The 18,664-nt window shown below is 65.1% G+C and carries 13 protein-coding genes; 6 read left to right on the forward strand and 7 right to left on the reverse strand.

What is annotated here, in order from left to right; translation table 11 throughout:
* Window positions 1-472: 472 nt before the first annotated feature.
* Window positions 473-949 (forward strand): nuclear transport factor 2 family protein, encoded by a 477-nt coding sequence (locus LuPra_RS04185; RefSeq protein ID WP_110169587.1) that lies wholly within the window; start codon window positions 473-475, stop codon window positions 947-949.
* Window positions 950-1,405: 456 nt separating this feature from the next.
* Here LuPra_RS04185 and LuPra_RS04190 read toward each other — a convergent pair whose 3' ends face one another.
* The 3 genes from LuPra_RS04190 to LuPra_RS04200 form a co-directional block, all read right to left on the reverse strand.
* Window positions 1,406-2,764, reverse strand: coding sequence for a transposase (locus LuPra_RS04190; RefSeq protein WP_234800715.1), 1,359 nt, complete (start codon window positions 2,762-2,764; stop codon window positions 1,406-1,408).
* A 141-nt stretch (window positions 2,765-2,905) separates the two neighbouring features.
* A complete protein-coding gene (locus tag LuPra_RS04195; protein ID WP_110169588.1) occupies window positions 2,906-3,412 on the reverse strand; it encodes a hypothetical protein in 507 nt (168 codons plus the stop codon).
* A gap of 332 nt (window positions 3,413-3,744) precedes the next feature.
* Window positions 3,745-4,764 (reverse strand): OmpA family protein, encoded by a 1,020-nt coding sequence (locus LuPra_RS04200; protein WP_110169589.1) that lies wholly within the window; start codon window positions 4,762-4,764, stop codon window positions 3,745-3,747.
* A gap of 257 nt (window positions 4,765-5,021) precedes the next feature.
* On the opposite strand from LuPra_RS04200, the gene LuPra_RS04205 reads away from it, so the two are divergent.
* The 4 genes from LuPra_RS04205 (at window position 5,022) to LuPra_RS31570 (ending at window position 11,663) form a co-directional block, all read left to right on the forward strand.
* Window positions 5,022-8,150 (forward strand): sensor histidine kinase, encoded by a 3,129-nt coding sequence (locus tag LuPra_RS04205; RefSeq protein WP_110169590.1) that lies wholly within the window; start codon window positions 5,022-5,024, stop codon window positions 8,148-8,150.
* A gap of 105 nt (window positions 8,151-8,255) precedes the next feature.
* On the forward strand, window positions 8,256-8,900 hold the full coding sequence (locus LuPra_RS04210) for a response regulator (RefSeq protein WP_110169591.1): 645 nt from the start codon (window positions 8,256-8,258) through the stop codon (window positions 8,898-8,900).
* 143 nt (window positions 8,901-9,043) lie between these two features.
* Complete coding sequence (locus LuPra_RS04215; protein WP_157898717.1) at window positions 9,044-11,083, forward strand: PrsW family glutamic-type intramembrane protease; 2,040 nt, start codon at window positions 9,044-9,046, stop codon at window positions 11,081-11,083.
* 7 nt (window positions 11,084-11,090) lie between these two features.
* Window positions 11,091-11,663, forward strand: a complete 573-nt coding sequence (locus tag LuPra_RS31570; protein ID WP_157898718.1) for a hypothetical protein — start codon at window positions 11,091-11,093, stop codon at window positions 11,661-11,663.
* 603 nt (window positions 11,664-12,266) lie between these two features.
* Here the strand turns inward: LuPra_RS31570 and LuPra_RS04225 are convergent.
* The 4 genes from LuPra_RS04225 to LuPra_RS04240 form a co-directional block, all read right to left on the reverse strand.
* Window positions 12,267-12,872: a type III PLP-dependent enzyme domain-containing protein gene (locus LuPra_RS04225; RefSeq protein ID WP_234800716.1), complete on the reverse strand. Its 606-nt coding sequence runs from the start codon at window positions 12,870-12,872 to the stop codon at window positions 12,267-12,269.
* A 222-nt stretch (window positions 12,873-13,094) separates the two neighbouring features.
* Window positions 13,095-13,823 carry a hypothetical protein gene (locus LuPra_RS04230; protein ID WP_157898720.1) on the reverse strand — a complete coding sequence of 243 codons (729 nt, stop codon included), beginning with the start codon at window positions 13,821-13,823 and terminating at the stop codon, window positions 13,095-13,097.
* 750 nt (window positions 13,824-14,573) lie between these two features.
* Window positions 14,574-17,453, reverse strand: a complete 2,880-nt coding sequence (locus tag LuPra_RS04235; protein WP_162271292.1) for a protein kinase domain-containing protein — start codon at window positions 17,451-17,453, stop codon at window positions 14,574-14,576.
* A complete protein-coding gene (locus tag LuPra_RS04240; RefSeq protein WP_110169597.1) occupies window positions 17,450-18,031 on the reverse strand; it encodes an ECF-type sigma factor in 582 nt (193 codons plus the stop codon). The genes LuPra_RS04235 and LuPra_RS04240 overlap by 4 nt, the downstream gene beginning before the upstream one ends.
* Window positions 18,032-18,149: 118 nt before the next feature.
* Between LuPra_RS04240 and LuPra_RS04245 the strand changes: the two genes are divergently transcribed.
* Complete coding sequence (locus tag LuPra_RS04245; RefSeq protein WP_157898721.1) at window positions 18,150-18,623, forward strand: hypothetical protein; 474 nt, start codon at window positions 18,150-18,152, stop codon at window positions 18,621-18,623.
* The last annotated feature ends 41 nt before the right edge of the window (window positions 18,624-18,664 follow it).

Below are 18,664 nucleotides of genomic sequence, written 5' to 3' on the forward strand. Positions count from 1 at the left end.
CAGGACGATAGCGTCGATGAGAGCACGAAGCGCCTCAGAGGCTTCCGTGCGGGTCCCCGGTTGCTCCCAGGGCCTGTGCGAGAACGGTGACCTTTTGGCAGTACAGACTCGCGTGTAGCGTCTCCTGCTGGAGCGTGGACAGCCTCTCGGCCAGCCGGCGGCCGTCGCCCAGACAGACCGGCGAGACTGGCGGGCCGCCTCCGCGAGTCCAACGGCCACGGCGCTCCAAGCAGGCGCGGCGGCAAAGCTCGATGCGACCCTGACGCGTTTAGAGGTCTCAGACAGGGCCTCACCGGACGCCAGCGTGAATGTGATGGGCGGTTTTGCTGAGGAGAGAAGTGAGCCTAAATTCCGCCAGTTGGAACCAACTGACAAGACTGGCGTCGTCGTGTCGATTTGAGTGCCGTTCTTGCTGGTCGCGCATCTCTGCACGATCTCTGAAGCCGGCGAACCCGATTACGATTAGGCTCCCATGGAGGGTCTAGTGATACGAACGTCGATCATCGCGGCGCTCCTGCTATCGACTGTCTTGACCGGTATCGCGCAGCAGCAGAGCGTGCGGACACGAGATGCAACGAGCACCGAACAGGCCGTTCAGCAGCAGGATCAGGAGCGGATTCGCGCGCAGATCACTGCCGACACCATCGCGCTTCGCCGAATCTATGCCGATGACTTTCTCGGCATCGGTCCGACCGGCGTCGTGCGCAACAAGACAGAGGTCATCGCTGACTTCACAGCGCATACCCTGACGTACCAATCGATTACCACCGCCGAGGTTCGCGTGCGCGTCTATGGAAATACCGCGGTGGAAACCGGTCGCTCGACGATGGTCGGACAGGATAGGGGCAAGGCCGTTCCCCGCGAAAATCGTTTCACGCGCGTCTGGACCATGGCGGACGGGAGGTGGCAGCTGGTGGCTAACCACTATTCGCCGATGACCCCCCAATAGGAATCATGCGGTTCTGGCGTCTGAGATGACGCCTCAATGCGAGGCTGCGCTACGCGCGCGAATTTCTTCGTCGTCTACCGAGTGGACAGCCATCTGAGCCACCGGAAAGCAGGGCGGCTGCCTCCAACGGCGTCAACGCCCGCAGAGGTATATCGGCATTCTGGCCTGTCCGTCCGCCATGCCACCGAACGGGAACGTGGGGGTTACCACCCCGATCGACAACAGGAACGCAGCCAGGAAGATCTTTCGGAATCGAAGGAGCGCTGATGAATGTTGGCAATTCCGCTGGAAAGTCGCGAAACGAACCTTACCGGAATCGCCAGACTGTAAAGCATGCTGACCAGTGAGCGCGGGACTGGCGCTGACGGCAAGAGTTCATCGTTCGGTACTCACTCTCAAACCATGCGCGGGGCCTGTGGCCGCAAGGTCTAGCAGCCCGTGGCGCAAGTCACTGACTCACGCCGGTAGCGCACCGCCGAGGTCGTCGGTGGTGTAGGTCGACACGGGCACCGACAAGGGTGTGGTGCCCGGCAGGTCGGCCCAGCGCGGGGCGAGCAGGCCGAGATAGCGCGTGATGAGGCGCGTGAGCGCACCGAGGCGGCTCCGGAGGCCTCGCGGCGTGCCCCAGCCGGTCAGTTGTCGCAGGATCAGGCCAAGATTGAAGGCGCCCGCATGCACCAGGAGCCGCTTGAGGATGTTCTGATGCCCGCGCAGATGCGTGCGGCGCATCGCGCCGGTCTCGTAGAGGTGCGCGAACGAGCGTTCGACGTACTCGGCGCGCTGCCGGCGGAGTCGTCCGCCACGCGCGCCATGCAGGCGTCGGCGATTCGCGTAGACGAGCGCTTTCGCTTCGGGAAGGTCCCGCCATTGCCGGCGCCCGCGGTCCGGTTCGGCGATGTACGGACGGACGTCGAGCGCGTGCAGGTCGATGAGGGTCCGATTGCTGTGGTAGCCCTTGTCGGCGATCAGCTCCTCCAGCCGGTGCGGCGCGCCGGCCCGTTCCAATTGCTCCGTCGCGTCGACGACGGTCTCGATCACCGTGGTGGTGTCGCCGACGTCGGCGCCGTCCACGCGCACGGAGACGACCGCCCCGCTGTCGACATCGACGGCGTGCTCGGCCTTGTGCGCGAGGTGCGTCCGCCCGTTCTTCATCTTGGTGATCTTCGCGTCGGGATCGACCGGGTGCGTCCACTCCTGGTTGGAGCTCTTCTTCTTGCGACGCCGGTCGAAGCGCGCCAGGGCCTCCCGCGTGGGCGTCGTGATGCCGGAGGCCTCGGCGAGTTGCGTCAGGTAGGCCTGGTAGGTCTCGCCCGTGTCGCGCCGCACGATGCTGCGCATGGCGGCATTGGCCTCGAGTGTCGTCGCATCGACCGCCACGGTCTGGCCGCGCAGCAGCCCGTGCGCCACCAACTGCGTCTGCACCCACGTGAAGACGGCTCGATGGGTCTCGATGTCGATCAGCCGCCGCGTGCGGGAGATCGTCGAATGATCCGGCGTGCCGTCCTCGAGCCCCAGATGCAGGAAGCGACGGATGGCCAGCGAATCGGCGGCACGCCAGGCAATGCCGCGCTCGGAGCCGAGGCCCTCGAAGTACCCGAGCAGGAGCAGCCGGAAGTACCGACCCGGCGCCAGCCCAGGGCGTCCCATCACCGCCGCGTAGAACCGACGGCATTCCGCCTCGACGAACGCGTCGAAGCCGGCCGCGTCGAGCACTGTATTCAACCGCGCGTAGAACGGATGCCCAGGTGCCGTTGGCAGGTCCGACGTCGCGATCCACAGCAGCGGTTGTTCATCCTGGCGGGTGCCCATGGCCATGCGCAGCCAGTCTATCGAGCGCGATCGATCGTGTCGATCCCTCGGAACGACTCAGGAGATACTTTCACCACGGGCTGCTAGGGAATATTTCCCAGACTGTCGGCATACCGCTACGAACAAGAATAGGCGGCCGTGGGCCACTCAAGGGCTTATGAAGGGCGTCCCGCAGTAGCCGGTGACATGCACGTTGAATATCGAAGCGTCTTCGGCGTCACCGCCGAGGAATTGGAGCACGATCTGGTCGTCGTCCAAGATTGGCTGCCCGCCGGGGATCGAAGCGGACGCATGCTGCGAGCCCTTGCCGAAGACTGTCAGCTGAGCACTGAATGAGCCGTTACCCGTCTTTTGGAATGCCTGGACGGAGACGCGCCAACTTTGCAGGCTGCTGACGTCTCCACCGAACGGACTCGCCAGTAGATCGGTGACCAAGAAGCTCGTTCCCTTGGCACACGCGGGCAGGGCCACACTTCCGAATGCGAGGGCCTGGCCAGGCGATACCTGGACGAGGGTAGATGTCGTGATCGCGCGCGCCGCCGATGCGACCGTTGTGGACCGCGGATCTTGCGCGGTCGCTGGTGCCGCCGCGAGTGCCGCGGCCGTGGTCAGCAAAAGTACGGGTATGACGCCTTTGTTTAGGGTGGTCATCATGAGGTTCTTTCTTTGTTAACTCATCGGAACTCGCTCTGGGCCGCGACGCGCATCCACCTATTGGCCACTACCACAGCGGCTTCACACGGCCGCATGTCGTTTGCCCCATGAAAGCTTTGCTGGTCGGCATGCGGCTACGGGGCCTCATCGCGCTCTTCTCACACCTAACCGGTTGACGTGCGGCGCTGGAGTCGACTTCGAAGTTGGGAACTGCCGAGCGCAGCGGCTGAGCTACACCCCCCAGATGTACGCGGAGATGATCGCCAACGTCGCGATGGTCGCAAGCTGTCGGTAACAGTCCTCCGATGTGCCAGGACGCAAGTGTCACGACGCTACTGCTTGACCAGCTCGACGCGACGGTTCTTGGCGCGTCCCTCGTCGTGGTCATTCGATGCGACGGGAGCGACGAACCCGACGCCGACGGATCGCAGTCGCGCCGCGCCGACGCCGTAATGGGTCCGAAGATGCGCGACGACGGCGTTGGCTCGACGGCTCGACAGGTCCATGTTGCTGTCGAACCCACCCACGTTGTCGGTGTGACCGACGACATAGAGCGTGAGCGTGTGGTCCTGGGTCAGGAGCTTGCCGATCTCCGCCAGCGCCGGTTCCGATTCCGGCTTGATCACGTCCTTGCCGGTGTCGAAGTAGATCCCGTAGAGGGCGGCGTGGCCGGTGCTGGCGATGTCCTTGGCCATCGTGCCAGCATCGACCTTCACCATGTTTGTCGCCATCGGCTTCGTCTCGACGATCTCGAGAAGGGCGAGCGAATGGTTGAAGGTGTCCTTGAAGTGATCGAAGGTCTCGAGTCCCACCATCAACGATGCGTACGTGTCCTTGCCCGAAGCCGAGAGTCTCGCTGCCAGATAGCGCACGTCCTTGGCACCCTGGAATGCCAAGGCGCTTGATTGCGTGCCATTCTCGAAGTGCCTTGCCTTGTTGTAGATCTGACCGCTGAACCGTCCCGCGTTCCCGTCGAAAGAGCATTCTCCGGCGGTACAGGAGAACAACGGCTGAAAGCCGGCAGTCTTCAGTGCCGCCTCGTAATTCCTGAAGACCTCGAGGGGCGACCGTCCCGCAGGTACGACGTAGAGCAGCCGCGTCAACTTGCCCTCGACTCGCTGGCTCTTGGAGAGCTTGTAGGCGAACCCTGCCGCCGACTCGTCCGCAACAGCTCGGCCCAACGCCAGGGGCAGCTCGTCGAACTCGCGCGTGTCGTAGCCGATGATGGAAGATCCGGCGTAACGTGGCACCAACGGATGGTCCCGGCTGCCCTTGATGTCCGTCTGCTGCGCCGGCGCGCTCCGGGCGACGCAGATGACCGCGGCTAGTAGAAGTCCTGTTGTGCCACGCATGAGGTACCCCTGGTGGAATCAGGAAGGGTCTTGGCAACACGCAGGCGAAGCATGGGACCGGAACGCGGCGGCGGCAATCACCTGATCTGGTAGGAAGGTGCGGCCGCGGCTGCGCCCGAGGGCTGCCGGTTCTTTGGTTGCTCGAGGGCGGAAAGCAGCCGAGCCAGCCTCGCGCAGCCCTCAGACCGCACGTTCACCAACACGCCGAGCGTGACTCGGCGCGCCGACGGGCGTGATATACAACCGCGGAGCTCGAGTTGCAGCGTGGCACACGTGCACGAATTGTCGGAGTCGCCATCGCGATCGCCGCGTCCGCCGCGGTGGCCCTGCGGGCCGAGCGCGTTCCCTTCCTCGTCTACAACGTCTCCCAGGGACTCGCCCACGATCGCATCCGCTGTGTGCTGGCTGATTCGGTGGGCTTCCTGTGGTTGTGCACTGCCGATGGATTGAGTCGGTTCGATGGCCGCCGGTTCATCAACTACGGGTCGGCGCACGGGCTCCCTCATCCGGAAGTGAGCGCGATCGTGGAGGCCGGTGCTGGCGTGTACTGGGTCGGAACCGTGGGCGGGCTGGCGCGGTTGGGCCCCGATTCCTCTGGTTCCAGCGCCGTCGCACCTGGTGGACGTCACATGGGCACCGCCGGTGGCCACGCCCCCCGGGCGGTTCCGTTTACTGCGGTGTCGCTCGGTTCGGCCACCGACAATCATGTGTCCGCTTTGCAAGTGGATCGTGGCGGCCGGATGTGGGTCGGCACGGCAGGCGGCTTGTTCGTCCTCGAACGTCCTCTGGCCGATCCGCGCGTCCGCCGCGTTGAGCCCGATGGCCCGACGGTGAGTTTCGGGCAAGTGCGGGCGCTCGCCGAGGGGCCGGACGGCACCTTGTGGATCGGCACCCTTGCAGGACTCTTCCGGCGGCTGCCCGACGGTCGGATCGTTCGCGACCCGATAGTTGCGCCGACCGATGAGGTGCGGCGCTTGCTCATCGATCGATCGGGCCGGATGTGGGCCAGCAGTCTCCATGGCCTCATTCTCGCGGTACCGGCTCCACTTGGAGCCTCGTCCAGCCCATTGCCTCCCATGTCGCTGCTGCCGCGTTGTCGCGCCGCATCATCGGCGTCCAGTCTTCCCAGCCTGCCGGGAGAAGCCTGCCAATTCGACGCCCTTGTTCGCTCGCCCGCCACCGTACGGAGCCTGTGGGAGGGGTATGACGGCCACGTGTGGATCGGCACGACACGCGGCCTCATCGAGTTCGACGGCGACATCCGTACTTACTCCACACGACATGGTCTCAGCGATGACACCGTCACCGCCGTTGCCGAGGACCGCGCGGGCCAGCTCTGGGTCGGCACCGACGCCGGCGGCGTCGCCAGGCTCATGCGAAACGGGTTCGTGAGCTTCAGCGAAGCCGACGGGCTCCGGCACGGATACGTGACGTCGATCTCGCAGAGTCGGACCGGTCGACTGCGTGCCAGCGGTGGCTGGCCGGTGCTCAACGAGTTCGACGGCAAGCGATTCTGGTCTGGCGAGTTCAGCATTCCTGGCCAGGTCAACGCGGGAGGCCTCTACGACGTGTTCGAGGACCACACCGGCGACGTGTGGGTCGGCACGCCGAACGGATTGCTGCGGTTTCCCGCCCGCGCCAGCGTGGCGCAATTCGCGAGCGCCAAGCCGACGGGGAGGTATTCGGCCGCCAACGGACTACCTGCGGCACGTGTCGCGCCAGTGTTCGAGGACTCACGTGGTGACCTGTGGATGACAGCGCACCTTGGGGCCGATGGGCGCGCGGTACGCTGGGAGCGGTCGACCGGGCACTTCTATCAGTACCCGGAGACGCACGCTCGGCTGGGGGCGGTGCGAGACCAGGTGTTCGCCGAGGACGGCGCGCGGACCGTGTGGCTGGGATCGAGCCGTGGCCTGGCGCGCTTTCACAACGGCCGCTTCAATGACGTCGCGCTCGGTGTCGTGAACAGCACGATAGCGGTGACCGCACTACACCGAGACCAGCGCGGCCGGCTGTGGGTGGCGACGCGAGGGCACGGTCTGTACCGCTCAGACGATCCGGCGGCCGGCCGTCCATCCTTCACGGCGTACACGGTTGCGGACGGGTTGAGCAGCGGCACCATCTGGTGCCTGACCGACGATCGTGCTGGCGATCTGTACGCGGGCACGGCGCGGGGCGTCGATCGGCTTCACACCGAGAGTGGCCACATCACACGCTATTCCGTCGCTGACGGTCTTGCGGGAAGCGAGGTGATCACGGCATTCCGCGCGAGCGACGGCACGTTGTGGTTCGGTACCTTCGAGGGGATCTCACGGCTGACCGTCCGACCGCCTGTGGCCCGCGAACCGCCGACCGCCTGGATCGGCGACCTGCGCATTCGCGGCGTGGCGCAGCCGCTGGGGCTCCTCGGCCAGTCGCAGGTCGTCATGCGCACATTTGCGCCGGAGCAGAATCACGTTCAGATCGACTACTTTGGTCTTTCTTCCGCCCCAGGAGCGCAGCTCACCTATCAGTACCGGCTCGAAGGCAGGGGCACGGGCTGGACCGCGCCTAGCCCGGAACGCAGCGTCACGTTTGCCGAACTGGCGCCCGGCTCCTATCGCTTTCTCGTGCGTGCGATCGGCGAGGCTGGAGATGCCAGCACGCGGCCGGCGTCGGTGACCTTCACGATCCTGGCCCCCATCTGGCAGCGGGGATGGTTCCTCGCGACGCTGGCACTCATTGCAATGGCGTCCGCGTACGCCATCCACAGGTCTCGCATCACGCGCCTGCTCGAGATGGAGCGACTGCGCACCCGAATCGCCAGTGACCTGCACGACGACGTCGGATCCAGCCTGACGCAGATCTCGATTCTGAGCGAGATCGTCCGCACCCGCCTGATCCATCCCGGCGACCTGATCGCCGACGCGCTCTTGCGCATCGGTACGCTGTCGCGGGAGTCCGTCGATTCCATGAGCGACATCGTCTGGGCCATCGATCCTGCTCGGGACACCCCGGCGCACCTGCTTCAGCGCATGCGACGGGTCGCCTACGAGCTTCTGGGGAGTGCCGGCATTCAGCTGGAGTTCACGTCATTCGGCGACGCCAGCCCACGTCTAGCCGCCGACGTACGCCGCCACGTGTTCCTGATGTTCAAGGAGATCCTGAACAACACCGTTCGCCATGGCGGCGCCACCGTTGTCCATGTCGAGGTCACGGTGGCGGTGCGACAGGTGCGCGTCGTGGTCACCGACGACGGCCGCGGATTCAACGCGGCGGCCGCCGCAGAAGGTCAGGGATTGCGCAGCCTCGAGCGCCGAGCCACGAGCCTTGGCGGGTTGCTGCAGGTGACCTCCTCGCCAGGGCGCGGAACCCGCGTGATCTTCACTGTCCCAGTGGTGCACTGAGGGAGGCGACTCGAACCTGTCATCCTGCGGCCGCATGCCTACCTGAATAGGTGGCTGACCCGCTGCGACGAAGGGGTACACTCGCAGCGCGACGCCAGGACAGTTGTGAACGATATCGTCCGTGTGGTCACCATCGAAGATCAGCGGGAGATCCGCGAGGGCCTGCGGTACTTCATCGACAATGCGCCTGGATTCCGCTGCACGGGATGTTTCGGGTCCGTGGAGGAGGCGTTACCGGCGCTGCCGCCCGGCAGCGCCGACGTCGTGCTCATGGACCTGGCGCTCCCTGGCATGTCGGGCATCGAAGGCATCCGCATCATTCATGCTCGTGACGCGACGATCAAGCTGGTCGCCCTGACCATCTACGAAGACGACGACCGGATTTTCGCGGCATTGTGCGCTGGCGCATCGGGATACCTCCTGAAGAAAACGCCGCCGCCTCGCTTGTTCGAGAGCCTGCAGGAGGTGGTGGCTGGTGGGGCGCCGATGTCACCGGAAGTGGCTGGCCACGTACTCGCACTCTTCCGCGACTTCCATCCTGCCCCGCCGGGCGTTCATCGCCTCACGCCACATGAATTGCGGCTTCTTGGCTTGCTCACCGACGGACACAGCTACAAGAGTGCTGGCGCCGCGCTCGGCAGCAGCGTGAACACCGTCGCCTTCCACATGAAGAGCATCTACGCAAAGCTGCACGTCCACTCCAAGTCCGAAGCGGTGGCCAAGGCGCTGCGCGAGCGTCTCGTCCGCTAGGCGCGGGCGTCACGTACCTACTCGATCAGGAGATTGTCGCGGCATCACGACGGCCGCATGCTCCCACGATTCAAATACCAGTACCGAGGGTCTCGACCCATTGTCAACGCTTTGAGTGCAGGTCGACACCTATGTTCCTGTTCATGGCGATCGCGGCGTGCTACGGCGTATTTCAACTCGCCGTGTTGGGTTCAGCGACCCGATCCGTGCGGATGGCCAACCTGTTGCTGGCCGTCACCCTGGGGCTGTACGGCTGCGGCACGGTCGCGGTCGTTCTCGAGGTCCTGTACACCCGAAGCGTCGCCGCCCTCACCCACACGCCGGTTGGCGTGGTCGTGCGTACGGCCAGCTACACGGTCGATCCCGTCATCGAAGAAGTCGTGAAGGTGCTGCCGCTGCTCATACTCGTGCTGTTCCGGCGGATCCGTGCCCAGTGGGGTCTGACCGACTATCTGTTGTTGGGCGCCGGCACCGGATCCGGCTTCGCGCTCGTCGAGGCGACCATGCGATGGAGCCACGCGGCCAGCCGGGCCGTCGGCGACCTGTTCCACGGATGGACGATCAGGGTCGGCCTGTTCGGCGTCGGCGCGCACATTCCCGGTCCGTTCGAGATCGCCGCGGCGTGGCTGCCCGCACCGGCCGGCGACGCTGTCACTTTCCTGCACACCGGCTCACAGACCACGAACCTGCACCTGGCGTGGAGCGCGGTGGCCGGGTTCGGCGTCGGCCTGCTGGTACGCGGACACGGGAGGCAACGCTGGCTCGGCTTGCTGCCGTGGCTGTATGCCGCCTTGGACCACATGGCCTACAACCACGACGTGATCGTCGGCGGCCGGAGCGGACTCTGGATGTCGTCCGCACCGGTACGGGCGGTCGAGCCGCTGCTGTGGCTGTTCCCTGTGGTGCTGCTCGCGGTCAGCGGCCGGCGGGACTGGCGGGAGATCCGGGCCGCCAAAGCGGCGTCGCCGGACGTGCTGCTCCCGGCAGAGCGTGCCGGGGAGTCGAGCAGTGTCGTGCTCGGACGGTTCGCGACCGTCGGCCTGCCGTGGACGCCCTTCATCGCGTGGCGATTCGCTCTCGTGCGCCGGTCGTTGATGTACGCCCGGCTCCGCGATGACGCCGTCGCGGATCAACTGCACCCGCAGGTACGCTCAGTGCGGGAGCAGATCGAGCGGGCGAGCAATCCGGCGGTCTGGCGAGCACTGTCCGTGCGGTTCGCACAGGCGGCGTCGCTGCCGCCGCTCGAGACCTTGCTTCGCCTGTACTGGCACGTAGCGGTATCACTCGTCTTGCTCCTGCCGTCCGTGCTGTTCCTCATCGTGGGCGGGTTCCCGTCCACCTCGGGCATCCAGCGCCTGTTCGCCACGTCGGCCGTGTTCGGCATCCTGACGGTGTTCGCGATCGCCACCGTGACCATGGTGGCGTGGTGTCTGGTCTGCACCGTGCGCGCAATACCCGGCGCGTTTCGCGACGCCTACACAGATGCCGCGGTGCGCGAGTCATTCCGGACCGGGGTTGGAGCCGGTGCATTGGGCATCGGCGCGCTGTCACTGTCCCGCGTGTTGGCCGGGGCGGGAGCCAACACGTCCCTCATGTCCAACTTGCACATTCTCGACGCAATCAGTCGGATGACCAGCATTCTGGGGTTCGGTCTCACGGCTCTGTCACTGTTGGCGTTGTTCGCCGCGTTGCTGGGAGGCCCCGGCGGCGGCGGGATCCTGGTGGCGGCCATCGCCCGAATCGGCCTGCAGGACCTGCTGCAGATGGTCGCCATCAGCGGCATCGGCGCGCTGGGGGCGCTCGGCGCGATCCTCGCCATGGCGTCCGGGGGCGGCTCTGGCGGCGGGGACAGCGGCGATGGCGACGGTGAAGGCGAGGGCGAGGGGAAGGGCGACCAGGGCGCTATCGATGAGGTACTGAAGGACGCCACTCCAGGACGAACCAGCAAGCCGGGGATGGGCGCTGACAAGTACTCGAAACCAGGCGGGCTGGACCAGGCGACGGCGGATTTCGACCAAATCGCTGGTAATAATCCGGTCACAGACTACGGCGGTGGTATCCGGAGCACGGAGCTACCCAATGGAACAACCGTCAGCGTGAGACCCGGAAGCACCCAGGGATCGCCGACGATTCAAATCAACTCCCCCACGGGCAACCCGATTAAAATTCGATATGTACCGTAGGAGCAGCATGGTCGAGACTGGGATCATTGCAGTAACAGAACAGAAGGCGAGTGACGAACTCGTCTCGAGACTGAAGACTTGTGTGAGTCGCGCCGAAACCGGCTCGCTAACGCTATTCAAACAGGCAGGCTGGATCGCAGTCCCATTGGAGAGTTCTTATCACTTGAGCGATCCACAGAAGACATTGTTGACGGCTGCGATAGGAAGGTTTTGCACGCCTGAGATATGGGCAGTGACTCTAGAGGAACTCACTGGAGTGCCCAGGGCGTTCAAGGTGAGGCCGGACAGACATGGGCTGAATGCCTTCGACAAGGCGTGTGCGCACTTCAACGTGGCGTTGTTTGCCGGCGCGCCCGATTGGGTCGTTGTCTGTACGACCGATGACTACCTTGTTGTTGGTGGCCAGGTCGAGTTCGTCGACGCCGCTGTTGGAGGTATTGCCGAGGCTTTTGAGCGGTTTCGCAACTTCGCCACTGACCCGAGGCTGTCTCAGGGAGAGCGCGACAGTCTCCGGCGCGTCTTAGAGACGCTCGAGCATCGATTCCTCGGCGCTGCTGCCGGTGAGGCGATCCTCGTATAGGAAGTTTCTGCTCACTTTCGTGGTTTTCCGGCACGTTGTACGGCGGCCATGACGTGGTGACTGACACGTGCGGCTATAAGCGGTCGCTTGCGTCGATTCAGCGACGATCTACGGACGGTAAACCGATGGGACAACAACGCAACCGTGACGTCCTCTTAGGTGTAAGGTTCGGCTGCGTGGGAGCGTTCGAGAGGGAAGGATGGGCGGGTTGCGCTGTCCCTGTTTTGTACCTGATACTCAGATTTCTATAGGATCTAGCGGTTTCTGGCGGTTCTGATCCGGCCTAAACCCTTGAGGGACGCGGGTTCGTCGGGAACGAATCCCACCCTCTCCGCCAATCCACACCTCCACCGTCCCGACGGTCTCGCCTACTTGGATGAACGCAATCTGAGGGCGAAACCTTACAGGCCTCGCTTCGCAGTCAAGCAAGGCAACTCGCCTCAGCGACGACACTCGACCTGGGGGGCGTACACCATGGGGCATTCCCGAGGTCGATTCCCTTCAACACGTTTCGTCACCTGCTCTAACCATGATCGTCGTGCCTGCGATCCGCGGTGTCGATCCCTTACCCGGCTTTTCAACAGGCTCTCTTAGCCAGCGCCGTTACCGCCGGATGGGAATGCACCATAGCGCAAACGACTTCGACTTCGGTTCGGCAATTGTCACTGAGCCAACCTCAAGCACCGCTGTCCTGCACACCTCCATACTTTCCTGAGGCACCAAGAATGTGCTGGACAGCAAAAAGAAGTCGCCGCCTTTCGCGACAGTCAACGGCGATGTGGTGATTATGGTGCCAGCTTGGTCACTGATTTCCAGGCTCAGGCGGCCAGTCTCGGCAGACACCACCGAGTAGTAGCCCTGCAACCACATCGTCACGGTGCTTCCTGGCCTGAAGTCGCCCTGCTGTGCCTGACCAGCGTCGATGCGCAACGCATCCTCGGCTGTCACGACCAGCGTCGCTGCCGCTTCGCGACCACGATACGACGCTGATACGGTCGCCTGTCCCGCCGACCGCCCGTTGGCAACGCCGAGCGCATCTACTGCGACTACTTCAGGACGGGTCGACGACCACGTCGCATCGAACGACACGACAGGCGTCTGGCCTGAGCGCAGACGGGCGACAGCAACACACGGGCCCTTCTGCCCAATCAGCAGCGAGACTGGACAGGACACCTCGATCGCCTGGACGTCTGAGCCGCCAGTCGTCACCGCACCACTCGGCGACGTCGGCACTGCTCCTCCGCACGATGTCACGCCGAACGTGGCAATCACAGCGAGGCACCATAGATGTCGACGCTGACATCGCGTCACCCGAGCTTGCTTGTTCATTGCATCGGAGTCTTGAACCGTTGTCTGTCTAACGTGCCGCTTCGGCCGCGGCGGCTCCGGATCGCATCGACCGCCGACGGCTGCACGCGGATGTTCGACCGCTCACCATTTGGGCCCTCGACGTTTTACGATGGGTTGCCATTTCTCGCGCCAGGCGCCGTACGTGGCGGATACGTGCATCAAGTCAGCGTCCTTTGCCGAGGTCGTCAGCATGATGGTCCGAGCGGGCGGCGTTGGATCGAGTTGGGTAGCGTGAATCAACCCGCCGATCACTCGCGCTGGCCCCAGGGTGCCATCGAACTTGAGCAGATCGCGCGACGGCTCCGGAGTCGTCGAAGTGGGCCCGGCAACGATGCCTATCGTTAACTTCGCGGAGAATCTCAAAGCTCCGGTGTTCGGATTGTGGGTCACGTCCTGCAGTTCACCGATCGGCGTATCGCCAGCGAGACCTTGGGCCGACTCAAACAAGCCCAAGATGCAGTGTCCCGAGCGCCAGACCAACACGGCCTCCCCGTAGGCGTGTTCTACCGTGTAGCGCATGTTCGAAAATGCGCCGATCTCGGAAATCGGCGCGGTCGTTGCAATCGATGCGCAGGCGTTGGACTGCGATGCCCCTTGCAAGGAGACGGCGACCAAGAGCGCAACTGTGGCGAGCGTGCTCCTTGTCATCACAGCCCTCCGCCGCTTCAGTCGGTCTGACGTCGTGGCGCTCAGCTCCGCGAGCGGCGAATCAGCAACTCGGTCCGGAACCGAGTTCGATGTTGGCACAACATCGGCGCCGCTCGTTGGCTGCAGCAGCTGTTGGGCTGCTGCCGGTACGGTCTTGGGCATCTGCTGGCGGCCGTCGGCGTCTACAGCGTCATGTCGTACACGGTCCGAGCGCCTCTCGGACCCTCGCCGAAACGCTGCGTCCTTGCTGCGCTGGAGGATGGTTGGGACGCGTACCTGCGTCGCCGCGAGACATCGACATCATTGATTCATAATTAACCGCACGACAGCCGCACTTGAAGAGAGGAACTGGAAGAGGCGCTGGGGGCTCAAGCACCTGACCGCGTTGCGCCACGGTGCCCCAAGGACCCTGGCCAGAACTCGCCTTCTGAGGGTGGGACCGGTGCGAGGTCACGTGCGCCAACGCTCGATCTGCTCGAACTTATTCAACACAGCGAAATCACGGATGTAGGCGAGCAGAGCTGCGTCGGCATCCGATGCGCCTGTCGCTCAAGGTGCCCGTAAGGTTCGGGTGACGGTTTCTGGCGGTTCCGATCCGGCCTAAACCGTTGAGGGACGCGGGTTCGTCGGGAACGAATCCCACCCTCTCCGCCAAATTATCTCGTTTAGGATCAATAACTTAGCATTGAAGGCCGGCCTTCCGGGTGCAACGATTCTGATTTTCGCGACAATCTTCGCCTCGGAGATCAGCGAAATCATTCGACTTTGAGCGACGCGGGTTCTCGACATAGCCACCGGGTTCCAGTGGAACCCCTGGCGCCAATCGTGGACGTCCGCACGCGCCCGGCGCTGCCCCCGGGCAGTGCGACTCGGCGAGCGGGTCTCGCTCTGACGGGCCCGTCTCAACGGCCATCAATGGCCGGTTCGCGCCCGCCCGTCAACGACGACGGTCACCGTCGAAGGCGGAACGCCGACCGAAGCGGCTCGCAGCAAGAAACGGCTGCCGCTGGCGCTCACGGCGTAACTCGCTACGAATGGCGCCAGCACTTCCGGCGAGCGGGTGGCGAAGAGCGGAGTCTGTGCGCCGTGCTCGAACCGCGAGCCGCTATTCACCGCGACGGCCATCATCGTGCCGTCCGCAGCGACATAGAAGAGCTCACGGCCATCCTGCCGCCACGTGGGCTGGGAGCCGCCGCGCGATGACACCAGCACCTTACCGGTCCCGTCCTGAAACGATTGCACGTAGACCTCGTACCGGCCCGATTCGTCCGAGGCGTACGCGACCCAGCGGCCGTTGGACGAGAGCCGCGCCTGTATCTGATTCTGAGGCGCCACGACCACGGGACGCCAGCGCGAGTCCGCCAGACGCACGGCGAACACGTCCCAGGCCATGCCGCCCGGAGCCGTGTAGAGCACCCACTCGCTATCGGGCGACCAGCTGGTCGGGAACATGTTCGTCTGGGACATCGACGGGACAATCGCGATGTCGCCGCCATTGCCGGCCACGGTCGTGCGATAGAGACGCGCCGCGCCATCTTCAATCGAGCTGAAGACCACCTGACGGCCGTCCGGCGCCCACACGCCGAAATGGGCGGCGCCCGGAGCGAGCGTCACGCGGGACCGGTCGCCACTCCGCAGATCGATCATCGACAAGGCATCCTGCTGTGGCGAAGTCCGCTCAGTGACCAGGGCGCGTGCTCCATCGGGGGAGAGATCCAATGCGGTGTACTGACCTGACGGCAGGACGTGTTGGAGCACACGGCCAGCACGATCGACCAGATCGAGATCGAAGGTCGGTCGGCCGTCGCCCGTCCAATAGGCGATCGTATCGGCGGCGGCCGACACCGGCAGCCACGCCGGTCCCCGGAGCGCGACAACGCGGTCGGGCAGCGCGATGGGCTGCCCGGAGAGCGTGGCGGAGGTCGGATCGAAGGGTTGGGCGGTCAGATTCCCGTCGCGTTCGAATAGCAGCCGGCCGGCTGCGTAAATCGGCCGCGCGGCCGAGGCGACTACGAACCGATGCCCCGGCGCGTCGAGCGAACCGACATAGGCGCCGTTGCGCGCCCGGTCGCGGCATCGCATGTAGAACAGAAAATGGCGGCCGTCAGGGAGGAATTGCGGCCAGCGCTGTGCAAGCTCGCCCGCCGAGTCGTCAACTGCGGTCGCCGCGCTGGCTGGCCCACCGTTCTCGGAGATGCGAAGCAGCGTCCGCCCGGGCCCGCTGAACAGCATCGTTCCGTGCGGGCTCCAGTCGCCGCCAGGGACGTCCTGGGCGGCATCGGCGAGCTCCTGTACCAAGCCGCTTTGAAGCGACACCCTTTTCAGTTTGCGATCGGCGAAGAACCCGATCGCCGATCCGTCCGGCGACCAGAACGGCCCAGTGGCGTGATCGGTTCCGGCGAGCGTGCGGCCACTGGTCGAGTCGAGCGGCCTGATCCAGAGACGCGACACCCGCGCCGCGTCGGCGACCACCAGCACCATCTGGCGCGCGTCCGGCGACAACGCGAATTGCGGCGCGCCGGACACGTCGAACGGCGCCAGCGTCATGCCCTCGGGCGCGATGATCGACAGCCGCACGGGCGTCACGGTGGAGGCGGGCGCACGACTATTGCGGGTCGTGGTGAACACCGCGACCGCCAACGCAGTGGCAGCGATCACCCACGGGACGGACCTCAACACCCGCGAACGAGACGATGTCAGGTCGTGAGTGTCGGTTTGAAGTTCGGGCTCTGCCAGATCGACGATCGCATCACCGATATCACGCAGCCGCTTCGCCGGATCCTTCTGGAGGCAGTGCCGCATCACCCGAACCATCGAGCGCGGCGTGGTGACCGGCAGGAGCCCCCAGTCCGGCTCGCGCTCCAGGACCGCGGCCACCGTCTCAGCGAAACTGCCGCGTGTGAAGACGGCGCGTCCCGTCAACATCTCGAACAAGAGGCAGCCAAACGCCCAGATATCCGCTCTGGTGTCCACTGGCTCTCCGCGGGCCTGCTCGGGGCTCATGTAGCCGCCCGTCCCCACCACTGCGCCCTGACGGGTGTCGTCAGCCGGGCGCGCCGAAGATGACGCTGCGCTCGCGCGCGGCTTGACCAGCTTGGCCAGGCCGAAGTCGAGGACCTTCGCGCCGCTGCCCGTCAGCATCACGTTCGCGGGCTTGAGATCGCGGTGCACCACGCCCTGGCTGTGCGCGGCGTCGAGCGCCTGGATGATCTCGGTGGCGTATCGGCGTGTGGCCTCGAGTGGCATCGGGCCGCGGCGCAGCCGATCGGCGAGCGTCCCTCCTTCCAGGTACTCCATCACCAGATAGTCGATGCGGCCGCCGTGCTCGACGTCGAACAGCGTACAGATGTGGGGATGGCTGAGTGACGCGATCGTCCGCGCTTCGCGCTGAAACCGCGACCGAGACGACGGGTCAGGGGCCAGATCCGGCGCGAGCACCTTGAGCGCGACGGTCCGGCTCAATCGTGAGTCTACGGCTTTGTAGACCTGCCCCATGCTGCCGCGGCCGATGAGCTCGACGAGGTCGTAGGCGCCCAGGCGGGAACCCGGCGCGAGGTCAGCGTCCGAGGCACTGAGCTCGTGGAGCGAGGCCGTGGTCAGTCCCGCCATGGCATCTGCTGCAACAAAGTCGCCGGCGGCGTCGTGAGCGCCGAGCAGTGACTCGACTTCCCTGCGCAACGCGGCGTCGTTGCCGCACGCGTCGGCCACGAACGTTCCTCGCACGGCGGGCGTCTGCTCCAGTGCGGCGTGGAACACAGCCTTTACACGCGACCAGTCGGGAGTGTCGCTCACCGGACGTCTCCCCCCGTCGTCAGCCGGCGGTACAGCCAAGCGCGTGCCATCTGCCATTCGCGCGTGATCGACGACCGCGACACTGCGAGCGCAGTGGCGATCTCGTCCTCTGACATTCCTGCAAAATATCGTAGCTCCACGATGTGCGCCTGCCGCTCGTCGAGCCGCTCGAGCTCCTCGAGCGCGGCGTGGAGCGCCAGCACATCGCAGGGCACCGGCGCCACGCGCCCGACTTCGTCGTCCAGGGCGACACGAAGGCCATGGTCCGGACGCTTGATCGCCAGCCGCCGGCGGGCGTGATCGACCAGCACGCGACGCATCATGCGGGCGGCGATCGCCAGGAAGTGAGCGCGGCTCTGCCAATCGACCCGCTGCTGATCGACCAGCCGCAGGTAGGTTTCGTGAATCAGGGCGGTCGGCTGCAGCGTGTGGTCACGCCGTTCGCGCCGCAGGCAGGCCGCCGCCCGGGCCCTGAGATCCCGATGCACGAGCGCGAACAGGTCGTCCCTCGCCTGAATGTCGCCGCGTCCCCAGGCCTGCAGCAGGAGGGTCCCGGCGCCGGGGTTGGGACCCGTCACGTGGTCATCTCGGCAGGACTATGTCGTCGGGAGGCAGGCCAAGTCAAACCGGTGGAGGCGCGGCACTCCTGACGCAGTTTTCTCGCGCCCTGCGCGTCATCAGGCGGAGGTAGACACGATGAAGCCAGGAACTCTGTTGGGTGTGGCGCTGCTGACGGTAGGACTTGCGGCCTTGACGGCGTCGACGTTGGCACAAGGCGTACCGGACGATCCAAACGGTGACCGCGGGCGCGTGTGCGACGCCGGCATGTTGAAGGGGACGTACGGCACGCAGGTCGTTGGGCAGCGGCCGGGCGCAGACGGGAAACCGGAGCAGTTCGTCGCCCTCGCGCTGGGCACGTTCGATGGACAGGGCACCTTCACGCAGGTGGACCATTCGCATGGGCTCAGCGGCACTGGCGTGGATCGGCATGGATCGGGCACGTACACGGTCAATCCTGACTGCACGGGAACGCTGGAGCTGTGGACCGAAGGGCTGCCCTTCCCCATCCAGTCCCGACTGGTGGTGTTCGACAAGGGTGCCGAGACGCGCGGCCTGGTGATGTCGCCGGCGGTCATCGTCGCCGCGACCACGGGCCGCAGGGTGTTCTGATTCAGACGCAGGACGCGTGAGTCCTCGTATCTCCTTGGCAA

Source organism: Luteitalea pratensis, assembly GCF_001618865.1.
Lineage (GTDB): Bacteria > Acidobacteriota > Vicinamibacteria > Vicinamibacterales > Vicinamibacteraceae > Luteitalea > Luteitalea pratensis.

Coding starts and splice junctions, on each gene's coding strand:
- LuPra_RS04200 (WP_110169589.1), bottom strand. CDS start 4,764: ATGCGTGGCACAACAGGACTTCTACTAGCCGCGGTCATCTGCGTCGCC.
- LuPra_RS04195 (WP_110169588.1), bottom strand. CDS start 3,412: ATGATGACCACCCTAAACAAAGGCGTCATACCCGTACTTTTGCTGACC.
- LuPra_RS04230 (WP_157898720.1), bottom strand. CDS start 13,823: ATGCCCAAGACCGTACCGGCAGCAGCCCAACAGCTGCTGCAGCCAACG.
- LuPra_RS04185 (WP_110169587.1), top strand. CDS start 473: ATGGAGGGTCTAGTGATACGAACGTCGATCATCGCGGCGCTCCTGCTA.
- LuPra_RS04245 (WP_157898721.1), top strand. CDS start 18,150: ATGAAGCCAGGAACTCTGTTGGGTGTGGCGCTGCTGACGGTAGGACTT.
- LuPra_RS04190 (WP_234800715.1), bottom strand. CDS start 2,764: ATGGCCATGGGCACCCGCCAGGATGAACAACCGCTGCTGTGGATCGCG.
- LuPra_RS31570 (WP_157898718.1), top strand. CDS start 11,091: ATGGTCGAGACTGGGATCATTGCAGTAACAGAACAGAAGGCGAGTGAC.
- LuPra_RS04215 (WP_157898717.1), top strand. CDS start 9,044: ATGGCGATCGCGGCGTGCTACGGCGTATTTCAACTCGCCGTGTTGGGT.